Source organism: Streptomyces sp. NPDC012769 (genome assembly GCF_042901205.1).
GTDB lineage: Bacteria > Actinomycetota > Actinomycetes > Streptomycetales > Streptomycetaceae > Streptomyces.
In genome coordinates this window covers 572,005-597,018 of record NZ_JBIBCP010000004.1, presented here as the reverse complement: position 1 = coordinate 597,018, position 25,014 = coordinate 572,005, and the positions used below count along the sequence as shown (strand labels likewise).

24 protein-coding genes and 1 riboswitch are annotated in these 25,014 nt (G+C 71.9%); of the genes, 6 read left to right on the top strand and 18 right to left on the bottom strand.

What is annotated here, in order from left to right; genetic code table 11:
• Positions 1-64: 64 nt before the first annotated feature.
• From ACFY7C_RS23945 to ACFY7C_RS23935, 3 genes are all read right to left on the bottom strand, one after another.
• A complete protein-coding gene (locus tag ACFY7C_RS23945) occupies positions 65-1,840 on the bottom strand; it encodes an alpha/beta hydrolase (protein WP_389654044.1) in 1,776 nt (591 codons plus the stop codon).
• Positions 1,837-2,184, bottom strand: coding sequence for a hypothetical protein (locus ACFY7C_RS23940; RefSeq protein ID WP_389654042.1), 348 nt, complete (start codon positions 2,182-2,184; stop codon positions 1,837-1,839). Before ACFY7C_RS23940 ends, ACFY7C_RS23945 begins: the two co-directional genes overlap by 4 nt.
• 154 nt (positions 2,185-2,338) lie before the next feature.
• Positions 2,339-2,875, bottom strand: a complete 537-nt coding sequence (locus tag ACFY7C_RS23935; protein WP_389654040.1) for a TIGR00730 family Rossman fold protein — start codon at positions 2,873-2,875, stop codon at positions 2,339-2,341.
• A gap of 97 nt (positions 2,876-2,972) precedes the next feature.
• Between ACFY7C_RS23935 and ACFY7C_RS23930 the strand changes: the two genes are divergently transcribed.
• Positions 2,973-3,569: an alpha/beta fold hydrolase gene (locus tag ACFY7C_RS23930; RefSeq protein ID WP_389654038.1), complete on the top strand. Its 597-nt coding sequence runs from the start codon at positions 2,973-2,975 to the stop codon at positions 3,567-3,569.
• Positions 3,570-3,630: 61 nt separating this feature from the next.
• Here ACFY7C_RS23930 and mnmA read toward each other — a convergent pair whose 3' ends face one another.
• Positions 3,631-4,776, bottom strand: a complete 1,146-nt coding sequence (gene mnmA / locus ACFY7C_RS23925) for a tRNA 2-thiouridine(34) synthase MnmA (protein WP_389654036.1) — start codon at positions 4,774-4,776, stop codon at positions 3,631-3,633.
• Between the two features lie 61 nt (positions 4,777-4,837).
• On the opposite strand from mnmA, the gene ACFY7C_RS23920 reads away from it, so the two are divergent.
• Positions 4,838-5,524, top strand: coding sequence for an N-acetylmuramoyl-L-alanine amidase (locus ACFY7C_RS23920; RefSeq protein ID WP_389654483.1), 687 nt, complete (start codon positions 4,838-4,840; stop codon positions 5,522-5,524).
• 33 nt (positions 5,525-5,557) lie between these two features.
• Here ACFY7C_RS23920 and ACFY7C_RS23915 read toward each other — a convergent pair whose 3' ends face one another.
• The 12 genes from ACFY7C_RS23915 to ACFY7C_RS23860 form a co-directional block, all read right to left on the bottom strand.
• Positions 5,558-6,721, bottom strand: a complete 1,164-nt coding sequence (locus ACFY7C_RS23915) for a cysteine desulfurase family protein (protein WP_389654034.1) — start codon at positions 6,719-6,721, stop codon at positions 5,558-5,560.
• A 211-nt stretch (positions 6,722-6,932) separates the two neighbouring features.
• Positions 6,933-7,889: a helix-turn-helix transcriptional regulator gene (locus ACFY7C_RS23910; RefSeq protein WP_389654032.1), complete on the bottom strand. Its 957-nt coding sequence runs from the start codon at positions 7,887-7,889 to the stop codon at positions 6,933-6,935.
• A gap of 103 nt (positions 7,890-7,992) precedes the next feature.
• On the bottom strand, positions 7,993-8,859 hold the full coding sequence (locus tag ACFY7C_RS23905) for a thioesterase family protein (RefSeq protein ID WP_389654030.1): 867 nt from the start codon (positions 8,857-8,859) through the stop codon (positions 7,993-7,995).
• Between the two features lie 23 nt (positions 8,860-8,882).
• A complete protein-coding gene (locus ACFY7C_RS23900; protein WP_389654028.1) occupies positions 8,883-9,560 on the bottom strand; it encodes a trimeric intracellular cation channel family protein in 678 nt (225 codons plus the stop codon).
• Positions 9,561-9,705: 145 nt separating this feature from the next.
• The gene (locus tag ACFY7C_RS23895) at positions 9,706-11,043 is read right to left on the bottom strand and encodes an ABC transporter ATP-binding protein (RefSeq protein WP_389654026.1); all 1,338 of its coding nucleotides are present in this window, start codon (positions 11,041-11,043) and stop codon (positions 9,706-9,708) included.
• Positions 11,040-12,032, bottom strand: a complete 993-nt coding sequence (locus ACFY7C_RS23890; RefSeq protein ID WP_389654024.1) for an ABC transporter ATP-binding protein — start codon at positions 12,030-12,032, stop codon at positions 11,040-11,042. The genes ACFY7C_RS23895 and ACFY7C_RS23890 overlap by 4 nt, the downstream gene beginning before the upstream one ends.
• Positions 12,033-12,036: 4 nt before the next feature.
• Complete coding sequence (locus ACFY7C_RS23885) at positions 12,037-12,999, bottom strand: ABC transporter permease (RefSeq protein WP_389654022.1); 963 nt, start codon at positions 12,997-12,999, stop codon at positions 12,037-12,039.
• Entirely contained in the window at positions 12,999-14,003 is a 1,005-nt protein-coding gene (locus tag ACFY7C_RS23880; protein ID WP_389654020.1) for an ABC transporter permease, read from the bottom strand. Before ACFY7C_RS23880 ends, ACFY7C_RS23885 begins: the two co-directional genes overlap by 1 nt.
• A 93-nt stretch (positions 14,004-14,096) precedes the next feature.
• Positions 14,097-15,767, bottom strand: a complete 1,671-nt coding sequence (locus ACFY7C_RS23875; protein WP_389654018.1) for an ABC transporter substrate-binding protein — start codon at positions 15,765-15,767, stop codon at positions 14,097-14,099.
• 233 nt (positions 15,768-16,000) lie between these two features.
• Positions 16,001-16,780 carry an enhanced serine sensitivity protein SseB C-terminal domain-containing protein gene (locus ACFY7C_RS23870; RefSeq protein WP_389654016.1) on the bottom strand — a complete coding sequence of 260 codons (780 nt, stop codon included), beginning with the start codon at positions 16,778-16,780 and terminating at the stop codon, positions 16,001-16,003.
• Positions 16,781-16,861: 81 nt separating this feature from the next.
• Entirely contained in the window at positions 16,862-17,599 is a 738-nt protein-coding gene (locus ACFY7C_RS23865; protein ID WP_389654014.1) for an enhanced serine sensitivity protein SseB, read from the bottom strand.
• A gap of 133 nt (positions 17,600-17,732) precedes the next feature.
• Positions 17,733-18,434, bottom strand: coding sequence for an AAA family ATPase (locus ACFY7C_RS23860; protein ID WP_389654012.1), 702 nt, complete (start codon positions 18,432-18,434; stop codon positions 17,733-17,735).
• 152 nt (positions 18,435-18,586) lie between these two features.
• Positions 18,587-18,699, top strand: a riboswitch (glycine riboswitch).
• A 158-nt stretch (positions 18,700-18,857) separates the two neighbouring features.
• Here ACFY7C_RS23860 and gcvT point away from each other — a divergent pair.
• The 4 genes from gcvT (at position 18,858) to ACFY7C_RS23840 (ending at position 23,325) form a co-directional block, all read left to right on the top strand.
• Positions 18,858-19,982 carry a glycine cleavage system aminomethyltransferase GcvT gene (gene gcvT, locus ACFY7C_RS23855; RefSeq protein WP_389654010.1) on the top strand — a complete coding sequence of 375 codons (1,125 nt, stop codon included), beginning with the start codon at positions 18,858-18,860 and terminating at the stop codon, positions 19,980-19,982.
• Between the two features lie 119 nt (positions 19,983-20,101).
• A complete protein-coding gene (gcvH, locus tag ACFY7C_RS23850) occupies positions 20,102-20,479 on the top strand; it encodes a glycine cleavage system protein GcvH (RefSeq protein ID WP_389654008.1) in 378 nt (125 codons plus the stop codon).
• 24 nt (positions 20,480-20,503) lie between these two features.
• Positions 20,504-21,763, top strand: a complete 1,260-nt coding sequence (gene glyA, locus ACFY7C_RS23845) for a serine hydroxymethyltransferase (protein ID WP_389654006.1) — start codon at positions 20,504-20,506, stop codon at positions 21,761-21,763.
• 176 nt (positions 21,764-21,939) lie between these two features.
• A complete protein-coding gene (locus ACFY7C_RS23840; RefSeq protein ID WP_389654004.1) occupies positions 21,940-23,325 on the top strand; it encodes an L-serine ammonia-lyase in 1,386 nt (461 codons plus the stop codon).
• A gap of 45 nt (positions 23,326-23,370) precedes the next feature.
• Here ACFY7C_RS23840 and ACFY7C_RS23835 read toward each other — a convergent pair whose 3' ends face one another.
• Both ACFY7C_RS23835 and ACFY7C_RS23830 read right to left on the bottom strand, forming a co-directional pair.
• Positions 23,371-23,934, bottom strand: a complete 564-nt coding sequence (locus tag ACFY7C_RS23835; RefSeq protein WP_389654002.1) for a flavodoxin family protein — start codon at positions 23,932-23,934, stop codon at positions 23,371-23,373.
• Between the two features lie 8 nt (positions 23,935-23,942).
• Positions 23,943-24,773, bottom strand: a complete 831-nt coding sequence (locus ACFY7C_RS23830) for a class I SAM-dependent methyltransferase (RefSeq protein ID WP_389654000.1) — start codon at positions 24,771-24,773, stop codon at positions 23,943-23,945.
• Between the last annotated feature and the right edge of the window lie 241 nt (positions 24,774-25,014).

Below are 25,014 nucleotides of genomic sequence, written 5' to 3'. Positions count from 1 at the left end.
CCCGCCAGTGCCGCGCCCGCCATACAAACGAGAAGGACGGCCCGAGCCTGCCGGGCTGGTCGCCTCATCGGTGTTCCTCCCTGCTGATCTTGTGGGAACTACCGCCCACGATCAGGGCGATGTTGTTGGCCGACTCCGCGTCCACGTCCGGCGTGAAGTACTGCGAGTGGGCCTGAAAAAGCCCCCCTTCCACGACCATGCGGGGCCCGTCGTCGACCTTGAAGCGCCGCGCCCCGAACGCCTCGCTCGCGGGGTCCTTGCCGAAGTACACGTCGTCGTTCCCCCGGTCGACGACATCCCGCGCGAGCAGGACGCCGGTGGAGCCGCCGAACTGCATGCCGATCGCCGACTCGGTCCTGGTGGGGAGGTGGGTGACGGGGTCGTTGTCCGCGGCCCCGACGAAGACGTGCTCCTTGCTCACGCCGAGGTCCTCGGCCCGGTCCACGCCCACGCCCGGGCTGCCGAGCAGGATGACGTCGTCCACGCCGGGGATCCCGCCGGACTGCCGGGCGGCCGTGCCCACGGTGAGGGAGCCGTACGAGTGGCCGATGGCGGTCACATGGGGGTCCGCGTGCGCGTTCGTGGTGGAGAGCCCGGCCATGAACCGGTTGTACGCCGGGGCTCCGCGCTCGGCGTCGCCCGTGGACATGACGTCACCGTGCTGGGGCGCGTCGTAGCCCAGCCAGACGATGGCCGCACTCGAGGGATCGACGTCTCGCGCCCCCACCGCCGTATCGCGCGCACGCTTCATCGTGTCGTCGACGAAACCCGCGTCCAGCTTCGTTCCAAGCCCCGGCACGTACGCCGACACGTTCCGCGACGTGTCCGGGTCGCCGTACGCCACGATCGCGCGGCCGTTGCCCTCCGCTCCGATGCCGAGCAGGAACATCGGGGGGTCGCTCGGCTCGTCCAACCTGGCCTGGATCATGCGGAGCGCCTCCAGCTTCGTCTCGGCGCTCCCGCCCCCCGTCCGCTCCAACTCGGCGATCAGCAGCGGCAGGTAGCGCCGGTTGGCCTCGTCCCGTACGGCCGCGGGGATGCCGTCCAGGTTGCCGATCAGGTCCGGGGCGACGTCGAGGTATTCGCGGCGCTGTTCCTCGGAGAGGGCGTCCCACCAGGCCTTGCGTGCGGCGGGGTCGGCGTCCTTGGGGACGGCGGCGGCGAGGTGGTGTCCGGCGGCGTCGCGGACGGCGGCGGTGTCCCGGGCGACGTCCCTCAGTGTGGCCTCGGTGACGTCGAGGCCCTTGGCCGCGCGCAGGGCCTCCAGGGTGCGGGCGTACCGGGCGTCGACGGCGGCGGCCGTGAGGACCGCACGGCCGATGCGGTCCGCGATGTCCTGCGCCTTTTCGGCGTGGGGGTTGAGCGGTCCGAGCGGGGAGGTGTCGGCGAAGGGCGAGCGTTCCTGGAGGAGACGGCCGCGGGCCCGGCCGCCGGGGGCCTCCTGGTCGCCCGAAGGGGTCCGGGCGGGCGCGGCGGGGTAGGCGACGGAGCCGTCCTCGTGGACGGTGAACCTCAGGGCATCGGCCTCGTCCAGGGCCTGCTTCAACTGGCGCTGGGGTTCGGCCAGATCGCCGGCCAGGCCGTTGAGCGCGGTGCGGGCGAGCCCGCACTCCGTGTGCAGGTACTGGAAGTTGCGGCTCAGCCGCCGGAGTCGGCCGAGGGCAGCCTCGGCCGACTCGCTGCACTGGGTCTCGCGGAGCTTCGCCGCCATCGCGCGGTCGACGCGCACGCGATCGGCGTCCGCGCGGCCCGAGACCTGGTGCCAGGCGTCGCCCGCCTGCTCGAACTCCGCGAGCCTGAGGTCCCTGAGCTGCCGCCAGGTGAGTGCCGCGGCGCTCATCGCCGCCCCGCGAAGGAGTTCCCGACGGCGGTGTCGGTCTCGCCCATCTCCCTGGCCACGGTGAGCAGGGCGCCCCGCAGGGCCTCGCACTCGTCGCGCACGGCCGCGAGCCGCTCCTCCCAGGACTTCCGTAAGCCGGCGAGCGCGGCGACGGCGGTCAGTCCGGCGCCGCCGGCCGCGACGCCCTCGTGGCCGCGGCCGAGGGCGGAGCGGGCGGTCTCGGTGCTGGTCCCGAGTGCGCCGGCGGTGGCGGAGGCGCGGGTCCAGGGGCCGCCGCTGCGTCTGAGCTCCCCGGCACCGCCGCTCGGCCCGGACGACTGCTGCCGGCGCACCGCATGGGACACGGCTCCCCCGCTCTCGACGGCGACCCTTCGTCGCTCCAGGTCGAGGAGGCTAGCGCAGCCGTGTCCACTCGTACGCAGTCGCGAAGACTTCCCGCCATCGAACCTGCTCAGGCGGCCGTACGGGCGTGCGAGGTGCGGTTGCGGGCGCAGACCGTCAGCTCCGCACCCACGACTCCAGATACGCCAGCGCCTCCGTGCCGTCCTCCGCGAAGAAGACCAGGTCGCTCAGCGGGACCGGCAGGAAGCCCTCCTCCTCCATGCGGCGGAACTGCGTCTTCAGGCCGTCGTAGAAGCCGGCCGCGTTGAGGAGGACGACGGGCTTGGTGTGCTTGCCGTGCTTCTTCAGCTCCAGGATCTCGGTGGCCTCGTCGAGGGTGCCGGTGCCACCGACCATGATCACGACGGCGTCCGACTTGGCGAGGAGGAGCGCCTTGCGCTCGGCAAGGTCCTTGGCGAAGACCATCTCGTCCGCGCCCGGGCGGGCCTTGGCGGCGAGGAAGTCCACCGAGACGCCGACCAGGCGTCCGCCGGCCTCCTCGACCCCGTCCGCGACGACCTTCATCAGACCGCTGTCGGAACCGCCCCAGACAAGCGTGTGGCCGCCCTTGCCGAGACGCGTGGCGAACTCGCGGGCGGGGGCCGTGTACCGCTCGTCGAGGTCGGCGGCGGACAGGAAGACGCAGATGTTCATGCGCCCCACCGTAGGGCCTCGCACCGACAGCGGGATTTTTTCGGGAAGTTCGCTCCCGGAGCGATGAGTTCCCGCGGTGGCGCCGGTCTGCCCTTCCATGGACGAGGTGAAGACCACTCTCTGCCGGGCCCGGGGCCTGGTCAGGTCGCAGGACGGGACGCGGATCGCCTACGAGCGGTACGGGCGGGGGCGGCCGGTGATCCTGGTGAGCGGGGCGCCGGGGGCGGCCGGGAGCGAGCGGCCGCTGGCCGGGCTGCTCGCCCGGCACTTCTCGGTCGTCGCGTACGACCGGCGCACCGCCGCGGACTGTGTGGAGCGGGAGATCGAGGACCTGGCGGCGCTCGTCGACGCGGTGGGCGGCCCGGGCGGTACGGCCACGGTGCACGGCACGGCGTCCGGCGGGGCCCTCGCGCTGGCCGCCGCGGCGGCCGGGGTGCCGGTCGGGCCGGTGTCGGTGTACGAGCCGCCGTACGGCGCCCAGCAGGCGGGCGGGCTCGACCGGGTGCACGCGCGCGTGCTGGTGGTCGACGGGGGTTCGAGCCCGGCCTGGACGCGGCGGGCGGCCCGCACGATCGCGGCGGCCGTCCCGCGCGGACGGCACCGCACCCTCACCGGCCAGACGCACGAGGTGGCCCCGCACGTCCTCGCCCCGGTCCTGGCGGACTTCTACGCGGAGGACCAGGCCGGGGAGTGAGGTCCCGGCGGAAGCCGGCGGCCTCGGTCAGGCCAGGCCCGGGGTCAGGCCCGGGCCCGCCTCAGGACCCGGTCGGGGCCGTCGCGCGGCGGACCGTCGTCGCGATCGTCGCCGAGCCGACCACGCGGGTGCCGTCGTAGAGGACGATCGCCTGGCCGGGGGCCACGCCCCGTACCGGCTCGTCGAAGGTGACCTTCAGCTCGCCGGCCTCCATCACCGCGCTCACCGGCGTCTCGCCGCCGTGGGCGCGGAGCTGGGCGGTGTAGCGGCCGGGGCCCTCGGGGGCGGTGCCGCACCAGCGGGGCTTGATGGCGGTGAGGGCGGTGACGTCCAGCGCCTCGACGGGGCCGACGGTGACGGTGTTGTTCACCGGCGAGATGTCGAGGACGTAGCGGGGCTTGCCGTCCGGGGCGGGGTGGCCGATGCGCAGGCCCTTGCGCTGGCCGATGGTGAAGCCGTACGCGCCCTGGTGGGTGCCCACCCTCGTACCGGACTCGTCGACGATGTCGCCCTCCGCCGTGCCCAGGTGGGAGGCGAGGAAGCCCTGGGTGTCGCCGTCGGCGATGAAGCAGATGTCGTGGCTGTCGGGCTTCTTGGCCACCGCCAGACCGCGCCGCTCCGCCTCCGCCCGGATCTCGTCCTTGGTGGTGAGGGTGTCGCCGAGCGGGAACATGGCGTGCGCCAGCTGCTTCTCGTCGAGGACGCCGAGGACGTACGACTGGTCCTTGGCCATGTCGGAGGCCCGGTGCAGCTCTCGGCTGCCGTCCTCGCGCAGCACCACGGTCGCGTAGTGGCCGGTGCAGACGGCGTCGAAGCCGAGGGCGAGCGCCTTGTCGAGGAGGGCGGCGAACTTGATCTTCTCGTTGCAGCGCAGGCACGGGTTGGGCGTGCGGCCCGCCTCGTACTCGGCGACGAAGTCCTCCACGACGTCCTCGCGGAAGCGCTCGGCGAGGTCCCACACGTAGAACGGGATGCCGATGACGTCGGCGGCCCGCCGGGCGTCGCGCGAGTCCTCGATCGTGCAGCAGCCCCGCGCTCCGGTACGGAAGGACTGCGGGTTCGCTGAGAGGGCGAGGTGCACGCCGGTGACGTCGTGGCCGGCCTCGGCGGCGCGGGCGGCGGCGACGGCGGAGTCCACTCCGCCGGACATGGCGGCGAGTACCCGGAGGGGGCGGGGCTGGGGGCGCTGCGGCGGAGTCTGAGTCATAGCCCTACCAGGGTACGGGGCGCGGGGAACCACGGTCGTGTGAGTGAGCGTTCTCGATCACATGGGGAAAAAGGCGAGGGGCGGGGCGGCGGAGCGGGGCGGCGGCCGCGGCACGGGGCGGCGGGCGTTCCTGGTGGGCGGCACGGTCGCGGTGGTCGGCACGGTCGCGCTCGCGCGCGAGGAGCTGGCCCGCTTCTGGTGGCGGCTGCCGGGGATGGAGAAGACCCGGGTCGAGGGCGAGCTGGACCACAAGGGCGCCGAGTGGACGGGAGCCTCTCGGGCGAACTGGCGGCGGGCGGACCGCCCGGACGACTATGTGATCGACCGGGTGGTGATCCATGTCGTGCAGGGCAGCTATGCCTCCGCCGTGAAGGTCTTCAAGGACCCGGGGCACGGGGCGGCCACCCACTACGTGGTGCGCAAGGACGGGCACGTCGCGCAGATGATCCGCGAGCTCGACGTGGCCTTCCACGCCGGGAACCGGGACATGAACGAGCGGAGCGTCGGCATCGAGCACGAGGGCTTCGTCGACCGGCCCGAGGGCTTCACGAAGGCGATGTACGAGGCGTCGGCGCGGCTGACGGCCGGCATCTGCGCCCGCCACGGGATACCGGTGGACCGGGAGCACATCATCGGGCACGTGGAGGTGCCGGGCACGGACCACACGGATCCCGGGCCGCACTGGGACTGGGACCGCTACATGCCCCTCGTACGGCGCGAGCGGGCGAAGCTGCCGTCGGCCGGCTGAGACCGGGCGCGCGCCGCCGGGGCGGCCCGGTCGTCAGCTGAGGCCGGCCGTCCGGGCGCGCTCGACGGCCGGGCCGATCGCCTCGGCGACGGCCAGCACGTCCTCCTTGGTGGAGGTGTGGCCGAGGGTGAAGCGCAGGGTGCCGCGGGCCAGGTCGGGGTCGGTGCCGGTGGCGAGCAGGACGTGGCTGGGCTGGGCGATGCCGGCGGTGCAGGCGGAGCCGGTGGAGCACTCGATGCCGGCGGCGTCGAGGAGCAGCAGCAGGGAGTCGCCCTCGCAGCCGGGGAAGGTGAAGTGGGCGTTGGCGGGGAGCCGGTCGACCGGGTCGCCGCCGAGGATCGCGTCGGGGACGGCGGCGCGGACGGCGGTGACGAGTTCGTCGCGCAGGGCGCCGACGGTGCGGGCGAACTCCTCCCGGCCCTCGGCGGCGAGCCGGCCGGCGACGGCGAAGGCGGCGATCGCGGGCGCGTCGAGGGTGCCGGAGCGGACGTGGCGCTCCTGGCCGCCGCCGTGCAGGACGGGTACGGGGGTGTACTCGCGGCCGAGGAGCAGCGCGCCGATGCCGTAGGGGCCGCCGATCTTGTGGCCGGAGACGGTCATGGCGGCGAGTCCGGAGGCGGCGAAGTCGACCGGAATCTGACCGAAGGCCTGGACCGCGTCGGCGTGCAGTGGGACGTCGAACGCGGCGGCGACGTCGGCGAGTTCACGGATCGGCATGATGGTGCCGATCTCGTTGTTGGCCCACATGACGGTGGCGAGGGCGACCGACTCGGGGTCGCGCGCGATGGCCTCCCGCAGGGCCTCGGGGTGCACCCGGCCGTGGCGGTCGACGGGCAGGTACTCGACGGTGGCGCCCTCGTGCTCGGCGAGCCAGTCGACGGCGTCGAGGACGGCGTGGTGCTCGACGGGGCTGGCCAGGACGCGGGTGCGGCGCGGGTCCGCGGCGCGGCGGGACCAGAAGAGGCCCTTCACGGCGAGGTTGTCGGCCTCGGTGCCGCCGGAGGTGAAGACGACCTCGCTGGGCCGGGCCCCGAGCGCCCCGGCGAGCGTCTCGCGGGCCTCCTCGACGGTCCGCCGGGCGCGACGGCCGGCCGCGTGCAGCGAGGAGGCGTTGCCCGTGACGGCGAGCTGGGCGGTCATCGCCTCGATCGCCTCGGGGAGCATGGGCGTGGTCGCGGCGTGGTCGAGGTAAGCCATGGTGGGAACGATTCTACGAGGCGGCTCGGGTGTCTCCGTCGGGTGGCTGGATCCAATATCCGGTTCGCCTTCGGATATCGGATCCGATGTGTGTCTGGAACTGGATAGGGGATCCGGTGCGTGTCGCGATCCTGGATGTTGGATCCGATGCCTGTCGCGATCCTGGATATGGGATCCGATGCCTGCCGTGACCCTGGATATGGGATCCGGTTCACCGGTAGAGAGCAGCGGTCTCCCTCGCGACCTCGGCGAGGTAGGCACGGGCGGCCGGTGGGGCGAGGACCTCCAGGCTGGCGCCCATGGCGAGGAGCGGGCGGAGTTCGCCGAGTTCGGCGAAGGCCAGTTCGACGGTGGTCCACTCCTCGGCGGCCCGCGCCGGGGGCGGGGCGGTGAGCCGGTCGCCGTGGAGGCGCAGGAAGCGGTCGTAGCGGTCGCGGTGGACGCGGGCGGTGACGGTGAGTTCCGCCGGGCGCCGCTCGACGCGGGTGCGCAGCAGGTCCCAGACGTCGGCGAGTTCGACGCCGGGACGGCGCCGGACGGGCTCGTCGAGGAGCTCGGCGCGGTGGACGCGGTCGGCGCGGAAGAGGCGGGGTTCGGCCTCGTGGTCGGCGACGAGGTACCAGACGCCGGCCTTCACGACGAGGCCGTACGGGTCGACGGTGTAGGCCTTCGGGGCGGGGGCCCCGCTGCTTCGGTAGGTCAGGGCGAGCCGGCGGTCGGAGAACACGCCCCGATCGAGGACGTCGAGGTCGACCTCGGCGCGCGGCCCGCTCATCCAGCGGTCCGGGTCGACCAGGATGCGGCGGCTGGTCAGCTCGGCGGCCGGCCGGTGCGGGGCGGGCAGCGCGGCCATCACCTTGCGCAGCGCCGATCCGAGCGCGGCGTCGAGGCCGAGCGCGGTGTGGGCGCCCTGGGCGGCGAGGACGAACAGGGCGCGCGACTCGTCGGCGGTGAGCCCGGTGACGTCGGTGCGGTAGCCCGGGAGCAGCGCGATGCCGCCGTGCCGTCCCCGCTCGGCGTAGACGGGCACGCCGGCGGCGGAGAGCGCCTCGACGTCCCGGTAGATGGTGCGTACCGACACGTCGAGCCGCTCGGCGAGCTCGCTCGCCGGCACGAGCCCCCGGGTCTGGAGGAGCAGGAGCAGGGACAGCAGCCGGTCGGACTTCACCCACCGGACTCTCTCACGCGCCGCTCACACGAGCGCATCGCTCCCCCCGGGTCGGCCATACCGGCCGGCCGTGCCGATCAACCGCGACGGCCGGCCGCGCCGGTCAGCCGCGAGGGGCGCGGGCCAGCTGGCGGGACTGGGCGACCAGGCGGTCGGCGCTGTCCCAGACCTCGGCGTCCTCCTCCAGGAAGCCGCCCGCGAGGTTGCGGGTGGTGATGGAGACCCGCAGCGGACCGGGGGCCGGGCGGCAGCGGACGTGGGTGGTGAGCTCGACGGTGGGGGTCCAGCCCTTGAGACCCAGCTCGAAGGAGGTCGGCGGCAGGGCGTCGACCGTCAGGAGCAGGGACAGCGGGTCCGGCTCGCGGCCGTCGGCCAGGCCGAACCAGGCCCGCATCTCGCCCTTGCCGGAGGGCGCGCCGATCGCCCAGCCGACGCAGGAGGGGTCGAGCCGGATGTCGAGCCGCTCGGTGATGGCAGAGGAGCCGGGGATCTGCGGGGTGGGCCCGTCGGAGGCGCCGAAGCACTGGTCGACGGGCGCGATCGCGGGCGGCGTCGCGGTGGTGCGGACCTCGTCCGGGAGGGCGTCGAGGTCTCCGTACGAGGCGAGGACGCGGATCCGCTCGACCTCGGTGCCGTCCTCCGCGTACTGGAAGAGGGACGCCTGGCCGGTGGAGAGGGTGCGTCCGGTGCGGACGGTCTCCGTGCGGATCACCGCGGGGCCCGGCGCGGAGGGCGTGAGGTAGTGCGCCGAGATCGTGAACGGGTCCGGGTGCGGCAGGTGGTCGCCGAGCGCGCGGCCGAGGAGGGCGAGGAGGTAGCCGCCGTTGACGGCGTGGATGATCGTCCAGCCTGCGGAGAGCTCGGCGTCGTAGACGCCGGGGGCGCGGAGGGTGACGGCGGTGTCGCGGTCGAACTCGCTCGTCGCGCCGTTCGTCGTACCGCTCGCCGTCTCGATGCTGCTCGTGCTCATGGCGGCGACGGTACAGGATTTAGCTACTGAGCGGTAGCTTTTTCGGGCTCCTCGCGGGTGGACGACCGCCGGTTCCAGGCGCGGGGCGCCCGCCAGTGGAAGCGCATCGCGAGCAGCCGCAGCACGAAGGCGGTGAGGACGGCGGCGGCGCTCGTGTACGCGTTGAGCACGTCGAAACGGATGCTGAGCACGACCATCGTGGCGCCCACGATCGCGGGGACGGCGTAGAGGTCCCGGTCCCAGCGCAGCAGCGACGGCACCTCGTTGGCGAGCACGTCGCGCAGGACGCCGCCGCCGACGGCCGTGGCGAGGCCGAGCGCCGCGGAGGAGGTGAGGCCGAGACCGTAGTCGTACGCCTTGGTGGTGCCGGTCACGCAGAACAGCCCGAGGCCCGCCGCGTCGAACACGTTGACGGCGGTCTGGGTGCGCTCGACCTGCGGGTGGAGGAAGAAGACCAGGACGGTCGCGACGAGCGGCATGAGGAAGTAGCCGAGGTCCGTGAACGCGGCCGGGGGCACGGCGCCGATGATCAGGTCGCGCAGGAGGCCGCCGCCGAGGGCCGTGACCTCGGCGAGGACGGCGATGCCGAAGACGTCGAAGTTCTTGCGGACGGCGAGGAGGGCGCCGGAGATCGCGAAGACGAAGATGCCGACGAGGTCGAGGGCGTGTTGGACGGAGGGGTTGAACAGATCGTGGAGCACCGGCCCATTGTCCCGGTAGTGCGGCCGGGCCCCGCGCGGGCCGGAACCGGGGCGCGGCGCGGCGCCGTCAGCGAACGCGGCCGCGGCCGTACGACGCCGAGGCCCCCGCAGCCAGGTGGCTGCGGAGGCCTCGGGGCCGAACCGGTCAGGCCGAAGGCGCGTCGCCCTTCGCCGCCGGGGCCGCCGGGGCCTCGTCAGCCTTGTCGGCCTCGACGGCCTCGACGCCCTTGTCGGGCTTGGCTGCCTTGGCGGTCTCGACGCCATCGTCAGCCTTGTCGGACTCGGCAGCCTTGTCGGACTCGGCAGCCTTCGCCGACTCCTCCGGCTCCTCCGACTCCTCCGAGCCCTCGGATCCGCCCGCCCCCGCCGGTACCGCGTCCGCCAGCTCCGCCGCCGGGGTCGTCGGGGAGGTCAGCGGGGTCGCCTCGGCCGGGTCCGGGGTGATCTGGGCCGGGATGACCACCGCGTCCGTCGTGCCGGTGCGCTGGATCGTGCCGTCGTGGATCTCGCGCGCGAAGTGGCAGGCCACCTTGTGGCCGCCGCCCACGTCCGTCAGCTCGGGGCGCTCCGTCGCGCACCGCGACTCCTGCTTCCACGGGCAGCGGGTGTGGAAGCGGCAGCCCGTCGGCGGGTTCGCCGGGGAGGGCAGGTCGCCGTGGAGCAGGATGCGCTCGCGGCGGTCCTCGACCTCCGGGTCCGGGACCGGGACCGCGGACATCAGGGCCTTGGTGTACGGGTGCATCGGCTCCGCGTACAGCGCGTCGCTCGGGGCCTCCTCCACCAGCGAGCCGAGGTACATCACGCCGATGACGTCCGAGATGTGCCGGACCACCGCGAGGTCGTGGGCGATGACCAGGTAGGTCAGGCCCATCGACTCCTGGAGCTCCTCGAGCAGGTTGATGACCTGGGCCTGGATGGAGACGTCCAGGGCGGAGACCGGCTCGTCGCAGATGATGACGTCCGGTTCCAGGACGAGCGCCCGCGCGATGCCGATGCGCTGGCGCTGGCCGCCGGAGAACTCGTGCGGGTAGCGGGAGAGGGCGTTGGTGGGCAGGCCCACCTTCGCGAGGATCTCCCGGATCTTCTCCCGCCGCTCCTCCTGGTTCGCCCCGATCCCGTGCGCGGCCATGCCCTCGCTGAGGATGGACTCGATGTTCTGCCGCGGATTGAGGCTGCCCAGCGGGTCCTGGAAGACCATCTGGAGCCGGCGGCGGAACGAGCGCAGGTCCTTCTCGGAGAGCTTGGCCACGTCCGTGCCGTCGAGGACGACCGAGCCGTCCGTGAGGTCGACCAGGCGCAGCACCGCACGGCCCAGCGTCGTCTTGCCGCAGCCCGACTCGCCGACCAGGCCGTACGTCTGGCCGGCTTCGACCGACAGCGACACGCCGTCGACGGCGTAGACGTGGCCGACCGTACGGTCGAAGAGGATGCCCTTCTTGACGGGGAAGTGGACCTTCACGCCGTCGAGTTCGAGCAGGCTCATGCCGGGACCTCCGTGGTGGCCAGGACCGGGTTGACGCAGCGGGCGCGGTGTCCGGCCTCGCGTGGTTCGGTCAGTTCGGGGGTGCCGGTGAGGCACTCCATCTCGTACCGGTCGCAGCGCGGGGCGAAGGCGCAGCCGTCGGCCCAGGCGATCTGGTCGTTGATGGACCCGCGGATCGGGTGGAGCGGTTCGCCGCGCGGCGCGTCGAGCCGGGGGATGGAGCCGAGCAGCCCGTGGGTGTACGGGTGCGTGGGGTGGGCGAACAGCTCGCGGCGGGCGGAGGACTCGACGACCTTGCCGGCGTAGAGCACGTTCACCTCGTCGCACAGGCCGGCGACGACACCCAGGTCGTGGGTGATCATCAGCAGCGCGGTGCCCTCCTGGTCCACGAGCTCCTTCAGGAGCTCCAGGATCTGGGCCTGGATGGTGACGTCGAGCGCGGTGGTCGGCTCGTCGGCGATGAGCAGGCGCGGGGCGCAGGCCACGGCCATGGCGATGAGGGCGCGCTGCCGCATGCCGCCGGAGAGCTGGTGCGGGAACTCCTTGAGGCGCCTCGTCGGGTCCGGGATGCCGACCCGGTCGAGCAGGTGGGCGGCCTCCTTGCGGGCGGCCTCGCCCTTCAGGCCCCGGTGGCGCTGGAGGATCTCGGTGACCTGGACGCCGATGGGGATGACCGGGTTCAGCGAGGACAGCGGGTCCTGGAAGATCATCGCCAGGTCGCGTCCGCGCAGGTCGCGCATCTTGGACGGGCTGAGCTTCAGCAGGTCCGTGCCGTCGAAGTCGGCGCGCCCGCCGAGGGTCACGCCCTTGGAGGGGAGCAGACCCATGAGGGCGAGCGAGGTGACGGACTTGCCGCAGCCCGACTCGCCGACCAGGCCGACGACCTGGCCCTGGTCGACGCCGAAGGAGACGCCGTTGACCGCACGGACGTCCTTGCGGCCGCGGCCGCCGAAGGTGACGGTGAGTTCGTCCACGGTGAGCAGTGGCATGACATCAACCTCGCAGCTTCGGGTCGAGGGCTTCGCGCATGGCCTCGCCGAGCAGGGTGAAGCCGAGGGCGGTGATGATGATGCCGATCGCCGGGAAGGCGCTCATCAGCGGCGCGTTGTCGAAGAACCGCTGGGCCTGGGAGAGCATGACGCCCCACTCCGGGACCGCCGGGTCGGGGTTGCCGAGACCGAGGTAGGACAGCGCCGCTGCCTCGATGATGGCGGTGGCGAGGCTGAGCGTCGCCTGGACGATCACCGGACTCAGCGAGTTCGGCATGATCTGGGTGAGGACGATCCGCCGCTTGCGGATGCCGAGGGAGCGTGCGGCGAGCACGTAGTCGCTGCCGCCCTGGGCGAGCATCGAACCGCGCAGCAGGCGGGCGAAGATCGGCACCTGCACGACACCGACGGCGATCATCACGGTGGTGAGGGACTGGCCCATGACCGCGGCGATCGACACGGCGAGGAGCAGCGAGGGCAGCGCCAGCATGATGTCGGTGAAGCGCATGATGACGGAGTCGATCCGCTGTCCGGTGCGTCCGCCGAGGGTGGCGGCGGCGCCGGAGACCGCGCCGACGACCGCGCCCGCGACGAGGCCGATGAGCATGGAGACGACACCGACGAGCAGGGTCTGGCGGGCGCCCACGAGGAAGCGGGAGAAGGTGTCCCGGCCCAGGTGGTCGAGGCCGAACCAGTTGTCGGCGCGGGGGCCGACGAACTTGCCCTGGTTGGGGAAGACCTCGCCGCGCCAGGTCTGTTCGACCGGCCCGTACGGGGCGACCCAGGGGCCGATGACGGCGACCAGGACGAACAGCGCGATGATCGCGGCGCCGATGACCGCCATCTTGCTGGAGCGCAGTCGCCGCATCGCCTCGCGCCACAGGCTCGCGCCGCTGGCGTGCTCGGACGTGGCCGTGAGCTGCGCGAGGCGGTCGATCTTCGACGTGTTGGTGGATACCAGGCTCATCAGTGCACCCGCACCCTCGGATCGATGACGCTGTACATGAGATCGACCAGCAGGTTGATCAGGACGTACACCATCGCGATGAACATGATGAAGCCGACGAGCACCGGGTAGTCGCGGGCGTCGATGGCGGTACGGATGAAGGAGCCGATGCCGCCGAAGGAGAAGACGGACTCGGTGAGGACGGCGCCGGACAGCAGGCTTCCGGTGAGCAGGCCGACGGCGGTCACCACGGGCAGCAGCGCGTTGCGCAGGATGTGGCGGCCGCGGACGACCCGGCGCTCCAGGCCCTTGGACTCGGCGGTGCGGACGTAGTCCTCGCCGAGGACCTCCAGGACGCTGGCGCGGGTCATGCGCACGATGACGGCGAGCGGGATGGAGGCGAGGGCGATCGCGGGCAGCACCAGGTGCATGATCGCGTCCCAGCTGGCGTCGAGCTCGCCGGTGAGCACGCCGTCGAGGACGGCGAAGCCGGTCACGCTGGTGGCGTCCAGGCCGGTGGACTGGCGGCCGAAGCTGGGGAAGATGCCGAGCTGGACGGCGAAGACGCCCTTGAGGAGCAGGGCGAGGAAGAAGACCGGGATGCAGATGCCGATCAGCGAGCCGGAGACCGAGGCCACGTCGAGCCAGCCGCCGCGCTTGCGGGCGGCGAGGTAGCCCATCGGGATGCCGAGGACGACGGCGATGAGCATGGCGGCGATGCTGAGTTCCACCGTGGCGGGGAAGCGCAGCACGAATTCGTCCCAGACCGGCTGTCCGGTCTGCACGGAGGTGCCGAGGTCGAGTTCGAAGAGCCGCTTGAGGAAGCGTCCGTACTGGACGTAGAGCGGCTGGTCGAGTCCCAGCGCCCGGTTGATGCGCGCCACGTCGGCTTCGGTCGCCCGCTCGCCCAGGATCGCTGAGGCGGGTCCGCCGGGCAGTCGGTTCAGCCAGACGAAGAGCAGAACCGACAGGCCGAGCAGGGTGGGTATCAGCTGGAGAAGTCGTCGTACGACGAGTCGCAACACCCCGCGTGCCCCTTTCTTGCGTACGAGAGTCGGATGCGGGTCCGCCCGGCCACGTGTCGTGCCTACGTGGCCGGGCGGACCGCTTGCGGTGTGTTACTTGAAGGAGACCTCGGCGAAGTTCTCCTGCGTCAGCGGGGAGACCTTCGGCGGGTTGACGTTCTTGCCGAACGCGATGGCCGGCGGCGAGGAGGTCAGCGGGAGACCGGGCAGGTACTCCATGATGGCCTCGTTGGCGGCCTTGTAGAGGTCGGTGCGCTTGGACGGGTCGCCCTGGAGCGAGCCGGCCTTCACCGCGTTGAAGACCTTGTCGTCCTTGAAGCCCCACTGCTTGTCGGGCTCGGCGAACCAGGTGCCGATGAAGTTGTAGCCGTCGTTGAAGTCACCGGTCCAGCCGAGCATGTGCAGGGCGCAGGAGCCGGCCTCGACCGCGTCCAGGTAGTCCGGGTTCCACTTCAGCGGCTTCGGGGTGACCTTGATGCCGGCCTTCTCCAGGTCGGCCTTGATCAGCTCGAAGATGTCCTGCGGCGCCGGCATGTACGGGCGGGTGACCTCGGTCGGGTAGCACATCTCGATCGAGAGGTTGCTGGCACCGGCGGCGGCGAGGAGCTGCTTGGACTTGGCCGTGTCGAAGGGGTACTTCTTCACGTTCTCGGAGTAGCCGGCGACGGTGTGCGGCATGAACTGGGTCGCGACCTTGCCGCCCTCGGGCAGCTGGGTCTTGACGATGTTCTCGCGGTCGACGGCGTGCGCGATGGCCTGGCGGACCTCGGGCTTCTGCAGCGCCGGGTTCTTGGTCTGCGTCATGCCGAGGTAGAGCAGGTTGAAGACGTCACGGGTCGGCACCTGGGCGCCCGCGGCCTCCAGCGTCTTGATGTCGGCGGGAGCGACCAGGTCGTAGCCGTCGATGTCACCGGCCTGCAGCGCCTGACGGCGGCCGTCCTCGGTGTCGATCGTGCGGATGACCAGGTTCTTCACCTTGGCCTTGTCGCCCCAGTAGTCGTCGAAGCGGGTCAGGGAGACTTCCTTGTTGCCCTTGTTCCACTTCGCGATCTTGTACGGGCCGGTGCCGGCGACCGTGCCGGCCTCCTGGCTGTACTTGGGGTACGTGATGGCGTCGCCCTTGGCGGTCGCCTCCTGCTTCTCGTACTCCTTGATGGCCTTCGGCGAGTGGATCGCGAGGGCCTGGAGCGAGAAGCCGCCGGGCAGGTTGGCGGAGGGCTTGAGGACCTCGATGACCGCCGTGTTCTCGTCCTTGGCCGTGCAGGACTTGTAGTTCGGCGCGGGGGCTTCCTTGTCCTCGTTCTTCGCGAAGCCACCCATGATGTCCTGCCAATAGGTGGAGATCGCGCTGGACTGGTAGGTGCCCTTCCAGTTGAACCAGTGGTCGTAGTTCGCGCAGACCGCGGCGGCGTTGAACGCCTCGCCGTCGTGGAACTTCACGCCCTTGCGCAGGTTGAACGTCCAGACCGTGCCCTGGGGGTTGCTCGACCAGGTCTCGGCGAGCCCGCCGACGAGCTTGCTGCCTCCGGACTCGTGCTCAAGGAGCGCTTCGAAGGCCTGACGCGTGACCCGGAAGGTCTCGCCGTCGGCCGCGAGGGACGGGTCGAGGGAGGCAGGGTCACCGGGGGCGCCGAAGACGAAGGTGTCCTTCGCCCCGTCCTTGTCCCCGTCCTTGCCCCGCTCGCTCGCGCAGCCAGTGGCGATGAGGCCGACCGTGAGGGTCGCCGTCAAAGCCCGGGCCGCCCGGGACTTGAATATTCGCATGGGTCCACCCCTGGGTCGCCATGTGTGGTCTTGACCGGCCGAACGCTACTGGCGAGTGACGCGGCAGAGAACAGTCCGCATAGCGGTGATACCAACCTGAGACCCGGACAGTTGCCAAAACGGTCCGATGCGGGACATCGCAGCGCGCCCGCCGGGAAGCGGAGGCAAAACCTCTGTTTGGCAAGGGATTTCGGCGACGTTTCCGCGGGGCGTCCCCGGGTGGCGCGGGTGTTTCAGCGGTGTTGCGCGGGCGGGTAGCCGTATCCCGGCTGGTGAGACGGGGCGGCGTGGGCCTCGCGGTCGTAGAACGGGCGGGCGTGGGCGCCCAGCCACATCGCGACCGGGTCGTACGCGTCGGACATCGTCACCGTGGAGACCGGCAGGCCGTCCGGGACGGCGGCGACCGTCTGGTGCATCATCGCGCGGACCGCCTCGACGGAGGCCGGCGAGGAGTCGTACAGGTCGAGGCCGATGGCGAGGTACGGGGAGCCGAGCGCGGGCTGCACCCAGGCGCGGCGCAGCGAGCGGACGGCGGGGGTGCGGTGGGCGTTCTGGGTGAGCAGGGCGTAGAACTGCGGGATCTCCAGGGCGGGCTCGGAGAGCCGCAGCGGGCCGGCGGGCATCCGGTCCAGGCCGGTGGCGATGCGGCGCAGGTCGGCCCAGGGGATGCCGACGCCGCCGCCGGGGGCGTGCGGGTTCAGCCAGATGCCCCAGCGGTCGGGGTAGAGGGCGCGGGCGATCTCCAGGCCGGTGACGAGCTCGTGGGCGCGGTTCCAGCCGGAGGCGGCGAGCTCCTGGGCGGAGGTGACACAGGGGGCGTAGCCGTAGCCGTCGACCTCCATGTTGCCGTACTGGGCGTCGGGGGATCCGGGGGCGCCGTGCCAGAGCAGCATCCAGACCTCGGAGCCGGCGAGGGCGTGCAGCAGCTGCTCGTACGCGTCGTGGCGTCCGGGTGCCACCTGGCGCAGCATGTGCTCGACCTGTCCGGTCGCAGCGGTGCCTGACGCGCTCACCCTGGGTCCCGCCCCTCTTGTCGTACGGCTCGGTTGCTCGTTGCTCGGTTCTGAATCAGTTCAGCTTAAACAGGGGGACCGTCACACGGCGGCGCGCTGGAAGAAGGGGCGCACCTTGTCCAGCATCCAGTCGGCGACGGGGTCCTGGGCCACGTCGAGCAGGATGAGGTTGACCGGCCAGGCGACCTCGACCCGGCCGAGGGCGCGGCCGAGGGCGTCGAGCGGGGCGGTGCGGTCGGCGTCGGGGTGGAGGAGCTGGACGCCGACGAAGAGGGCGGGTTCGGTGCCCTCGACGCTGGCGAGGGCGCGGCGGGCGGTGGCGACCGTGCCGACGGCCTCGAACTCGGCGGAGGCGGCGGCGAGGAAGTCGACCGGGTCGTCCTGCCAGTCGGGCTCGAAGAGGCGGACGCGGCCGCCGCTGGCGGGGCCGTCGAGCGGGGTGCGGCCGGTCCGGCAGAGCTCGGCGACGGCGGGCGGGGGCAGCGGGACGCCGACGGTGCCGCCGGGGTTCACGGCGATGCCGAGCTGCGGGGGCAGGCCGCGGGCGAAGTCGCGGGCGGGGGCGACGGTGAACGACATGTGCTCGCCGACGCAGGCGAGGAACTGTTCGTGGGAGCTGAAGACGGGTACGTAGGCAAAGCCGCCGATCTCCAGGGTGGGCAGGTCGAGGTCGGGGCTGTCGGGGCCGCCGCCGTTGGGCAGGGGCACCCAGACGGGGCTGCGGCCGAGGACCTCGACGAGCCGGCCTCCGGCGGCGGGGTTGCCGAGCGAGGCGGCCAGTACTTCCTCGAGCTCATTGCCCGGCCACGTCACGTCCACGGTTCTCGTCGTCCCCTTCCGGCCCTTCCGGCACCTGCTGCGGTCGGCCTGATCCGCCGGACAGGCCATACGCACCTTAATGGCGGCACGCCGCCCCTGTGACCCAGAAGGACGCCGGGAGGGCGGGAGTGGTTCACGCCACGTCGTGACTCGCCGTGTCGCGGAATCCGATCCTGCGCAGGGCGTCGGCGGCGTCCCGGTCGAGCAGGGTGACCGAGGCGCAGCCGGGCGGCAGGGTGCCGCTCTCGGCGGTGCGGACCAGGCGGCCGACGGCGCGGCGGTGCCGGGCGAAGGCGTAGCCGGAGACGCCGCGGCCGCGGGCCCGCTGGCCTGCGCGGGCGGTGTCGGGGTCCACGTCCAGCAGGATCAGGTGCAGGGCGGCGCCGCGCCGCCCGGCCTCGCGAGCGAGCCAGCCGCGCACCCAGGACTGGGTGCCGCAGTCGTGGACGATCACCCCGGCGCCGGAGCGCAGGGCGCGGCGGAGGCCCGCGTAGTGCGCGAGGCGGGCGAGGGGGCGCCAGAGGGCGTACGGCAGGAAGCGGGGCAGCCGGGCCTCCCAGCGCTCGCGGGTGTGCTGGGAGTCGATGGCGCGGCCCTCGGCGGCCCGGTCCATGAGCGTGGACTTGCCGGCTCCGGGCAGCCCGGAGACCACGACGACGTCACCGGCGGCGAAGGTCAGCACCCGGGGGCTGCGGCCGCCGCGCTCGCGCAGGTCGCGCAGCAGCCGGGCCCGGCGCCGGCTCCTGACCCGGTCGCGGGCGCGGGCGCGTGCGGCCGCCCGCTGGACCGGTATGCCCGTGTTCGTCGCGTAGGCGCCGGTGCGCTGGATGGTCATCGTCTGCTCCCCCTGTCGGGCCTGCCGGGACCCTGCCCACGAAGTGTAAAGAAACGGTAATGGGACACAAGCGATTTGCCCGGCGGACCCGCCGTGCAATGATGAGCGCGCCACGCGCTCGCACGAGCGCGCACAACCACATATCGGCCGCTCGAATCCGCGCGGGAGAGTCCCGGTTCGCCAGGCGCAGTCGCGCCGTGCGTCCGGGCGCCGAAGGAGCAAGAACCTCCCTTGAATCTCTCAGGCCCCGTACCGCGTGGATGAGGCAGATCTGAAAAGCGGGCCGCACCTGTCGCGGCCCCACCCAAGGTGCAAGCCGGGGATGCCCTCGGTGAACCTCTCAGGTTCCATGACAGATGGGGAGGATCGTCCTCACCGTCATGCACGTCGTGCCCCGCACGCCTGGGACCCGGGAGCCACCCCATGAGCACTGCCCCCCGTCTGACCGCCCTCGATGCCCTGCATCGTTCGCTGGGCGCGACCATGACCGACTTCGCCGGCTGGGACATGCCGCTGCGCTACGGCAGCGAGCGCGACGAGCACAACGCCGTACGGACCCGGGCGGGCCTCTTCGACCTCTCCCACATGGGCGAGATCACCGTCACCGGCCCGCAGGCCGTGGACCTCCTGGACTACGCGCTGGTCGGCAACATCTCGACGGTGGGCAACGGCCGGGCCCGCTACACGATGATCTGCCGGGAGGACGGCGGGATCCTCGACGACCTGATCGTCTACCGCCTGGGCGAGACGGAGTACATGGTCGTCGCCAACGCCTCCAACGCCCAGGTGGTCCTGGACGCCCTCACCGAGCGCTCCGAGGGCTTCGACGCCGAGGTCCGCGACGACCGTGACGCGTACGCGCTGATCGCCGTGCAGGGCCCGGAGTCCCCCGGCATCCTGAAGTCCCTCACCGACGCCGATCTGGACGGTCTGAAGTACTACGCGGGCCTGCCCGGCACGGTCGCCGGCGTGCCCGCGCTGATCGCCCGGACCGGCTACACCGGCGAGGACGGCTTCGAGCTGTTCCTGAAGCCGGAGCACGCCGAGGGCGTGTGGAAGGCGCTGACCGAGGCGGGCGCGGGAGTCGGCCTGATCCCCTGCGGCCTGTCCTGCCGTGACACGCTCCGCCTGGAGGCGGGCATGCCGCTGTACGGCCACGAGCTGACCACCGCGCTCACCCCCTTCGACGCGGGCCTGGGCCGGGTCGTGAAGTTCGAGAAGACCACCAACGAGGGCCGCTTCGTCGGCCGCGAGGCGCTCGAGAAGGCCGCCGAGCGCGCCGAGACCGCCCCGCCGCGCAAGCTGGTCGGCCTGATCGCCGAGGGCCGCCGGGTCCCGCGCGCCGGCATGTCCGTCGTGGCGAACGGCGAGGTGATCGGCGAGATCACCTCCGGCGCGCCGTCCCCGACCCTGGGCAAGCCGATCGCCATGGCCTACGTGGACGCGGCCTTCGCCGCGCCCGGCACCGAGGGCGTCGGCGTGGACATCCGGGGCACCCACGAGCCGTACGAGGTCGTGGCGCTGCCGTTCTACAAGCGTCAGAAGTGACAGGCGACTGACAGGGATAGGCCAGAAGTGACGTTTCCCTCGTCGATTCGTCTCATTCTGCATCTCACCCCGCAAGACCCACGTTCATCAGCACTCCCCCGATCCAGGAGAATCAGGTCATGAGCAACCCCCAGCAGCTTCGCTACAGCAAGGAGCACGAGTGGCTGTCGGCCGTCGAGGACGGCGTCGCCACGGTCGGCATCACCGAGCACGCGGCGAACGCGCTCGGCGACGTCGTCTTCGTCCAGCTCCCCGCCGTCGGTGACACGGTCACCGCCGGCGAGTCCTGTGGCGAGCTGGAGTCCACGAAGTCCGTCAGCGACCTGTACGCCCCGGTGACCGGCGAGATCGTCGAGGCCAACCAGGACGTCGTCGACGACCCCTCGCTGGTGAACTCCGCCCCGTTCGAGGGTGGCTGGCTGTTCAAGGTGCGCATCGCGGACGAGCCGGAGGACCTGCTCAGCGCCGACGAGTACACCGCCTTCACCGCCGGCTAACCGAGACCCCCCAGGGATCGAAACATGTCGCTTCTGAACACCCCTCTCCACGAGCTGGACCCGGACGTCGCCGCCGCCGTCGACGCCGAGCTCCGCCGCCAGCAGTCCACCCTCGAGATGATCGCCTCGGAGAACTTCGCTCCGGTCGCGGTCATGGAGGCCCAGGGCTCGGTCCTCACCAACAAGTACGCCGAGGGCTACCCGGGCCGCCGCTACTACGGCGGCTGCGAGCACGTCGACGTGGCCGAGCAGATCGCGATCGACCGGATCAAGGAGCTGTTCGGCGCCGAGTACGCCAACGTGCAGCCCCACTCCGGCGCCTCCGCCAACCAGGCCGCCCTCTTCGCGATCGCCCAGCCGGGCGACACGATCCTCGGCCTGGACCTGGCCCACGGCGGCCACCTCACCCACGGCATGCGCCTGAACTTCTCCGGCAAGCAGTTCAACGTGGTCGCCTACCACGTGGACGAGGCCGGTCTGGTCGACATGGCCGAGGTCGAGCGCCTCGCCAAGGAGCACCGCCCCAAGGTGATCATCGCGGGCTGGTCCGCCTACCCGCGTCAGCTGGACTTCGCCGAGTTCCGCCGGATCGCCGACGAGGTCGAGGCCTACCTGTGGGTCGACATGGCCCACTTCGCCGGCCTGGTCGCCGCCGGTCTGCACCCGAACCCGGTCGAGTACGCGGACGTGGTGACCTCCACCACGCACAAGACGCTCGGCGGCCCGCGCGGCGGCATCATCCTGGCGAAGAAGGAGTTCGCGAAGAAGCTGAACTCCTCGGTCTTCCCCGGCTTCCAGGGCGGCCCGCTGGAGCACGTGATCGCGGCCAAGGCCGTCTCCTTCAAGGTCGCGGCCTCGGAGGAGTTCAAGGAGCGCCAGCAGCGCACCCTGGACGGCGCCCGGATCATCGCCGAGCGCCTGGTCCAGGACGACGTCAGGGAGCACGGCGTCTCCGTGCTGTCCGGCGGCACCGACGTGCACCTGCTCCTGGTCGACCTGCGCGACAGCGAGCTGGACGGCCAGCAGGCCGAGGACCGTCTCCACGAGGTCGGCATCACGGTCAACCGGAACGCCGTTCCGAACGACCCGCGCCCGCCGATGGTCACCTCCGGTCTGCGCATCGGCACGCCGGCCCTCGCCACCCGCGGCTTCCAGGCCGAGGACTTCCGCGAGGTCGCCGACATCATCGCCGAGACCCTGAAGCCCGGCTTCGACGCCGCGGCCCTGGGTGCCCGGGTGACCGCTCTGGCCGAGAAGCACCCGCTGTACCCCGGCCTGAAGTAATTTCGTACCCTTTTGTTCTGCGGCCGGTCCTCGGCCGTTGGTACGAAAGCTCCGGGGCACCGCGCACACTGGACAGTGAGCGCGGTGCCCCACCCCCTTTACCGCCCTGCTCGCATTTCCTGCTCGTTCTGCACCACCCCGGCAGACAACGGCGTCGCCCCCACAAGGAGTCCCCCGTGGCCATCTCGGTCTTCGACCTGTTCTCGATCGGCATCGGTCCGTCGAGCTCCCACACGGTGGGCCCGATGCGCGCGGCCCGCATGTTCGCCCGCCGCCTGAAGAACGAGGGCCTGCTGGCCCACACCGCGTCGATACGGGCGGAGCTGTACGGCTCCCTGGGCGCCACCGGCCACGGCCACGGCACGCCGAAGGCGGTCCTGCTCGGCCTGGAGGGCCACTCACCGCGCACGGTGGACGTGGAGAGCGCCGACGACGAGTTCGAGCGGATCAAGCAGAGCGGCCGGATCAACCTGCTCGGGGCGCACGAGATCCCCTTCTCCTTCGACGACGACCTGATCCTGCACCGGCGCAAGGCGCTGCCGTACCACGCCAACGGCATGACGATCTTCGCGTACGACGCCGCGGGCGCCCCGGTCCTGGAGAAGACGTACTACTCGGTCGGCGGCGGCTTCGTCGTGGACGAGGACGCGGTCGCGGGCGAGAACCCGATCATCCCGGACGACACCGTCCTGACGTACCCGTTCCGCACCGGTGACGAGCTGCTCCGCCTCACCAAGGAGACCGGTCTGTCGATCTCCTCGCTGATGCTGGAGAACGAGAAGGCCTGGCGCACCGAGACGGAGATCCGCGAGGGCCTGCTGGAGATCTGGCGGGTCATGCAGGCCTGTGTCTCGCGCGGCATGTCCCGCGAGGGCATCCTGCCCGGCGGCCTCAAGGTCCGCCGCCGCGCCGCGACCTCGGCCCGCAAGCTGCGCTCCGAGGGCGACCCGGCCGCGCACGCGATGGAGTGGATCACCCTCTACGCGATGGCCGTGAACGAGGAGAACGCGGCGGGCGGCCGCGTGGTCACCGCCCCGACGAACGGCGCGGCCGGCATCATCCCCGCCGTCCTGCACTACTACATGAACTTCGCGGCGGGCGGTGCCTCGGAGGAGGAGAAGGAGGACGGCGTGGTCCGCTTCCTCCTCGCCGCCGGCGCGATCGGCATGCTCTTCAAGGAGAACGCCTCCATCTCCGGCGCCGAGGTCGGCTGCCAGGGCGAGGTCGGCTCGGCCTGCTCCATGGCGGCGGGCGCCCTCGCCGAGGTCCTCGGCGGTTCCCCCGAACAGGTCGAGAACGCGGCCGAGATCGGCATGGAGCACAACCTGGGCCTGACCTGCGACCCGGTCGGCGGCCTCGTCCAGATCCCGTGCATCGAGCGCAACGGCATGGCGGCGGTCAAGGCCGTCACCGCGGCGCGGATGTCGATGCGCGGCGACGGCAGCCACATGGTCTCCCTCGACAAGGTCATCAAGACCATGAAGGAGACCGGCGCGGACATGAGCGTGAAGTACAAGGAGACGGCGCGCGGCGGCCTCGCGGTGAACATCATCGAGTGCTGAGGCCGCCGAAGGCGGGCCCGGGGACGATGCGGGCCCGCCCCGGGGTCAGTGCGAGGGGTCGAAGAAGGCGGACGCGCGGGTGAGGGTGGCCGGGTCGGATTCCAGGTCGCCCGCGCGGTGGGCGCGGGCCAGCAGGGCGCCGCGCCACTCCATGCCGAGGTAGTCGGCGGTCCGGCGGAGCATGCCCGTGAGGGGTTCGGTGTCCCGGTCGTCGCCGCGCGCGTAGGCGGTGACGGCCCACAGGTTCTTGCCGCGCATCCGCTCGCGGAACGAGACGTCCGGCAGGGCGATCCAGCGGGCCCAGTAGTCGAGGTACAGCTTCGTGGCCGCGGAGACGCTGTACCAGTGGAGCGGGGACGCGACGACGATGTCGGTGCTCTCCAGCGTCGCGTCCAGCAGCACCTTCTCCGGGCCGGACGGCACCGGTCCGGCCGGCTGCGCGGGGAGCGGCAGGTCGCACAGGTTCAGCCAGCCGCTGGTGGTGTCCGGCGGGAGGCCCTCGGCCGCGTACCGGGCCAGGGTCTCGGTGTTCCCGCCGCTACGGGGGCTGCCGAGGATGAAGGCGAAGCTCCGGCTCCGTACCGGTACGGAGGCGAGGGTGGCGGTCACGGCGTTCCTCACCGCTCGGCGACGAGCCGCAGGTGCTCCTGGGCGTCGCTCAGCAGCCGGTCCGAGTAGTCGATCCGGCCGCCGGTGCCGGCGTAGCGCCGCTTCTGCTCGCCGGAGGTGCGGCGCAGGATGGTGACGCTGTTCTGCATCAGCTTCTGCGACTCGAGCAGGCTCACGACCTCCAGCTCGCCGGGGTGGCGCTGCTGGAACTTGGCGATGTAGCGGCGGACGGCGTCGCCCTCCGGGTAGGTCATCAGGTAGTGCATGACGATGAGCCCGCCGTCGGGGTCGATCAGGTCCCAGAAGTGGTCGAAGAACCACAGGCACTCCCAGGCGTCCACCCACGCGAAGTCGATGGGGGCGAAGTCCTCGGGCAGCTTGTCGAGCGAGTCCTTCAGGTCGGCGTTGACGACGGTCACGCGGTCGTCGAGGCCGAGTTCGGCGAGCACCTCGCGGACCCGGCCGGCCGAGGAGTCGGCGATCGAGAGGTTGTCGACCGCGGCGAGCCGGGGCCGGTAGGGCTCCAGGTGGAGCGAGGGCGTCACGAGCGGCGGCTCGGACAGCAGCCAGGCGTCGTCCAGCTCGCGGCCGGCGTCGAGGTGGGCGCGGGTCTTCGCGGCGAGGGCGAGGGACTCGGCGGCCACCGTCTCCTCGGTCTCGGCGAGCGCGGCGGCGAGGAACGGGGTCGTGTAGCCCATTCCCACCTCGAGTACGCGCCGCGGGCGCAGCAGCTGGACGAGGTTCGCGAGGAGCGGGCCGACGACTTCGGTGCCCATTCCGGGCACGGCGAGCCTGGCCACCGCCGAACGGAACTCTTCACTGTGAATCGAATGAGTCATTTCCATCCCTTGTAAATACGGTGTTCACCGAATCGGAGAGGCCCACTCATCGTTTCCGGCGGAAGGTTGCCGCAACAACGCCCTGCCCTAACATGTATGCGCAGCGCATGATCACGCAGGGGGGCAAATGTTGCAAACAGGTTGTGATAGCACGCCATGTGGGCCAGGTCTGTGCGGGGCGGGGCTCCGGCGCTACGAGAGCGCCGTCGCCACGGGTGGGGTGCCGGCCGATCCGCCCGTC

Coding starts and splice junctions, on each gene's coding strand:
- ACFY7C_RS23895 (WP_389654026.1), bottom strand. CDS start 11,043: ATGAGCCTGCTCGAACTCGACGGCGTGAAGGTCCACTTCCCCGTCAAG.
- ACFY7C_RS23920 (WP_389654483.1), top strand. CDS start 4,838: ATGGGGAAAAAGGCGAGGGGCGGGGCGGCGGAGCGGGGCGGCGGCCGC.
- ACFY7C_RS23860 (WP_389654012.1), bottom strand. CDS start 18,434: ATGACCATCCAGCGCACCGGCGCCTACGCGACGAACACGGGCATACCG.
- gcvH (WP_389654008.1), top strand. CDS start 20,102: ATGAGCAACCCCCAGCAGCTTCGCTACAGCAAGGAGCACGAGTGGCTG.
- ACFY7C_RS23885 (WP_389654022.1), bottom strand. CDS start 12,999: ATGAGCCTGGTATCCACCAACACGTCGAAGATCGACCGCCTCGCGCAG.
- ACFY7C_RS23915 (WP_389654034.1), bottom strand. CDS start 6,721: ATGGCTTACCTCGACCACGCCGCGACCACGCCCATGCTCCCCGAGGCG.
- ACFY7C_RS23875 (WP_389654018.1), bottom strand. CDS start 15,767: ATGCGAATATTCAAGTCCCGGGCGGCCCGGGCTTTGACGGCGACCCTC.
- ACFY7C_RS23945 (WP_389654044.1), bottom strand. CDS start 1,840: ATGAGCGCCGCGGCACTCACCTGGCGGCAGCTCAGGGACCTCAGGCTC.
- glyA (WP_389654006.1), top strand. CDS start 20,504: ATGTCGCTTCTGAACACCCCTCTCCACGAGCTGGACCCGGACGTCGCC.
- mnmA (WP_389654036.1), bottom strand. CDS start 4,776: ATGACTCAGACTCCGCCGCAGCGCCCCCAGCCCCGCCCCCTCCGGGTA.
- ACFY7C_RS23830 (WP_389654000.1), bottom strand. CDS start 24,773: ATGACTCATTCGATTCACAGTGAAGAGTTCCGTTCGGCGGTGGCCAGG.
- gcvT (WP_389654010.1), top strand. CDS start 18,858: ATGAGCACTGCCCCCCGTCTGACCGCCCTCGATGCCCTGCATCGTTCG.
- ACFY7C_RS23890 (WP_389654024.1), bottom strand. CDS start 12,032: ATGCCACTGCTCACCGTGGACGAACTCACCGTCACCTTCGGCGGCCGC.
- ACFY7C_RS23935 (WP_389654040.1), bottom strand. CDS start 2,875: ATGAACATCTGCGTCTTCCTGTCCGCCGCCGACCTCGACGAGCGGTAC.
- ACFY7C_RS23905 (WP_389654030.1), bottom strand. CDS start 8,859: ATGAGCACGAGCAGCATCGAGACGGCGAGCGGTACGACGAACGGCGCG.
- ACFY7C_RS23930 (WP_389654038.1), top strand. CDS start 2,973: ATGGACGAGGTGAAGACCACTCTCTGCCGGGCCCGGGGCCTGGTCAGG.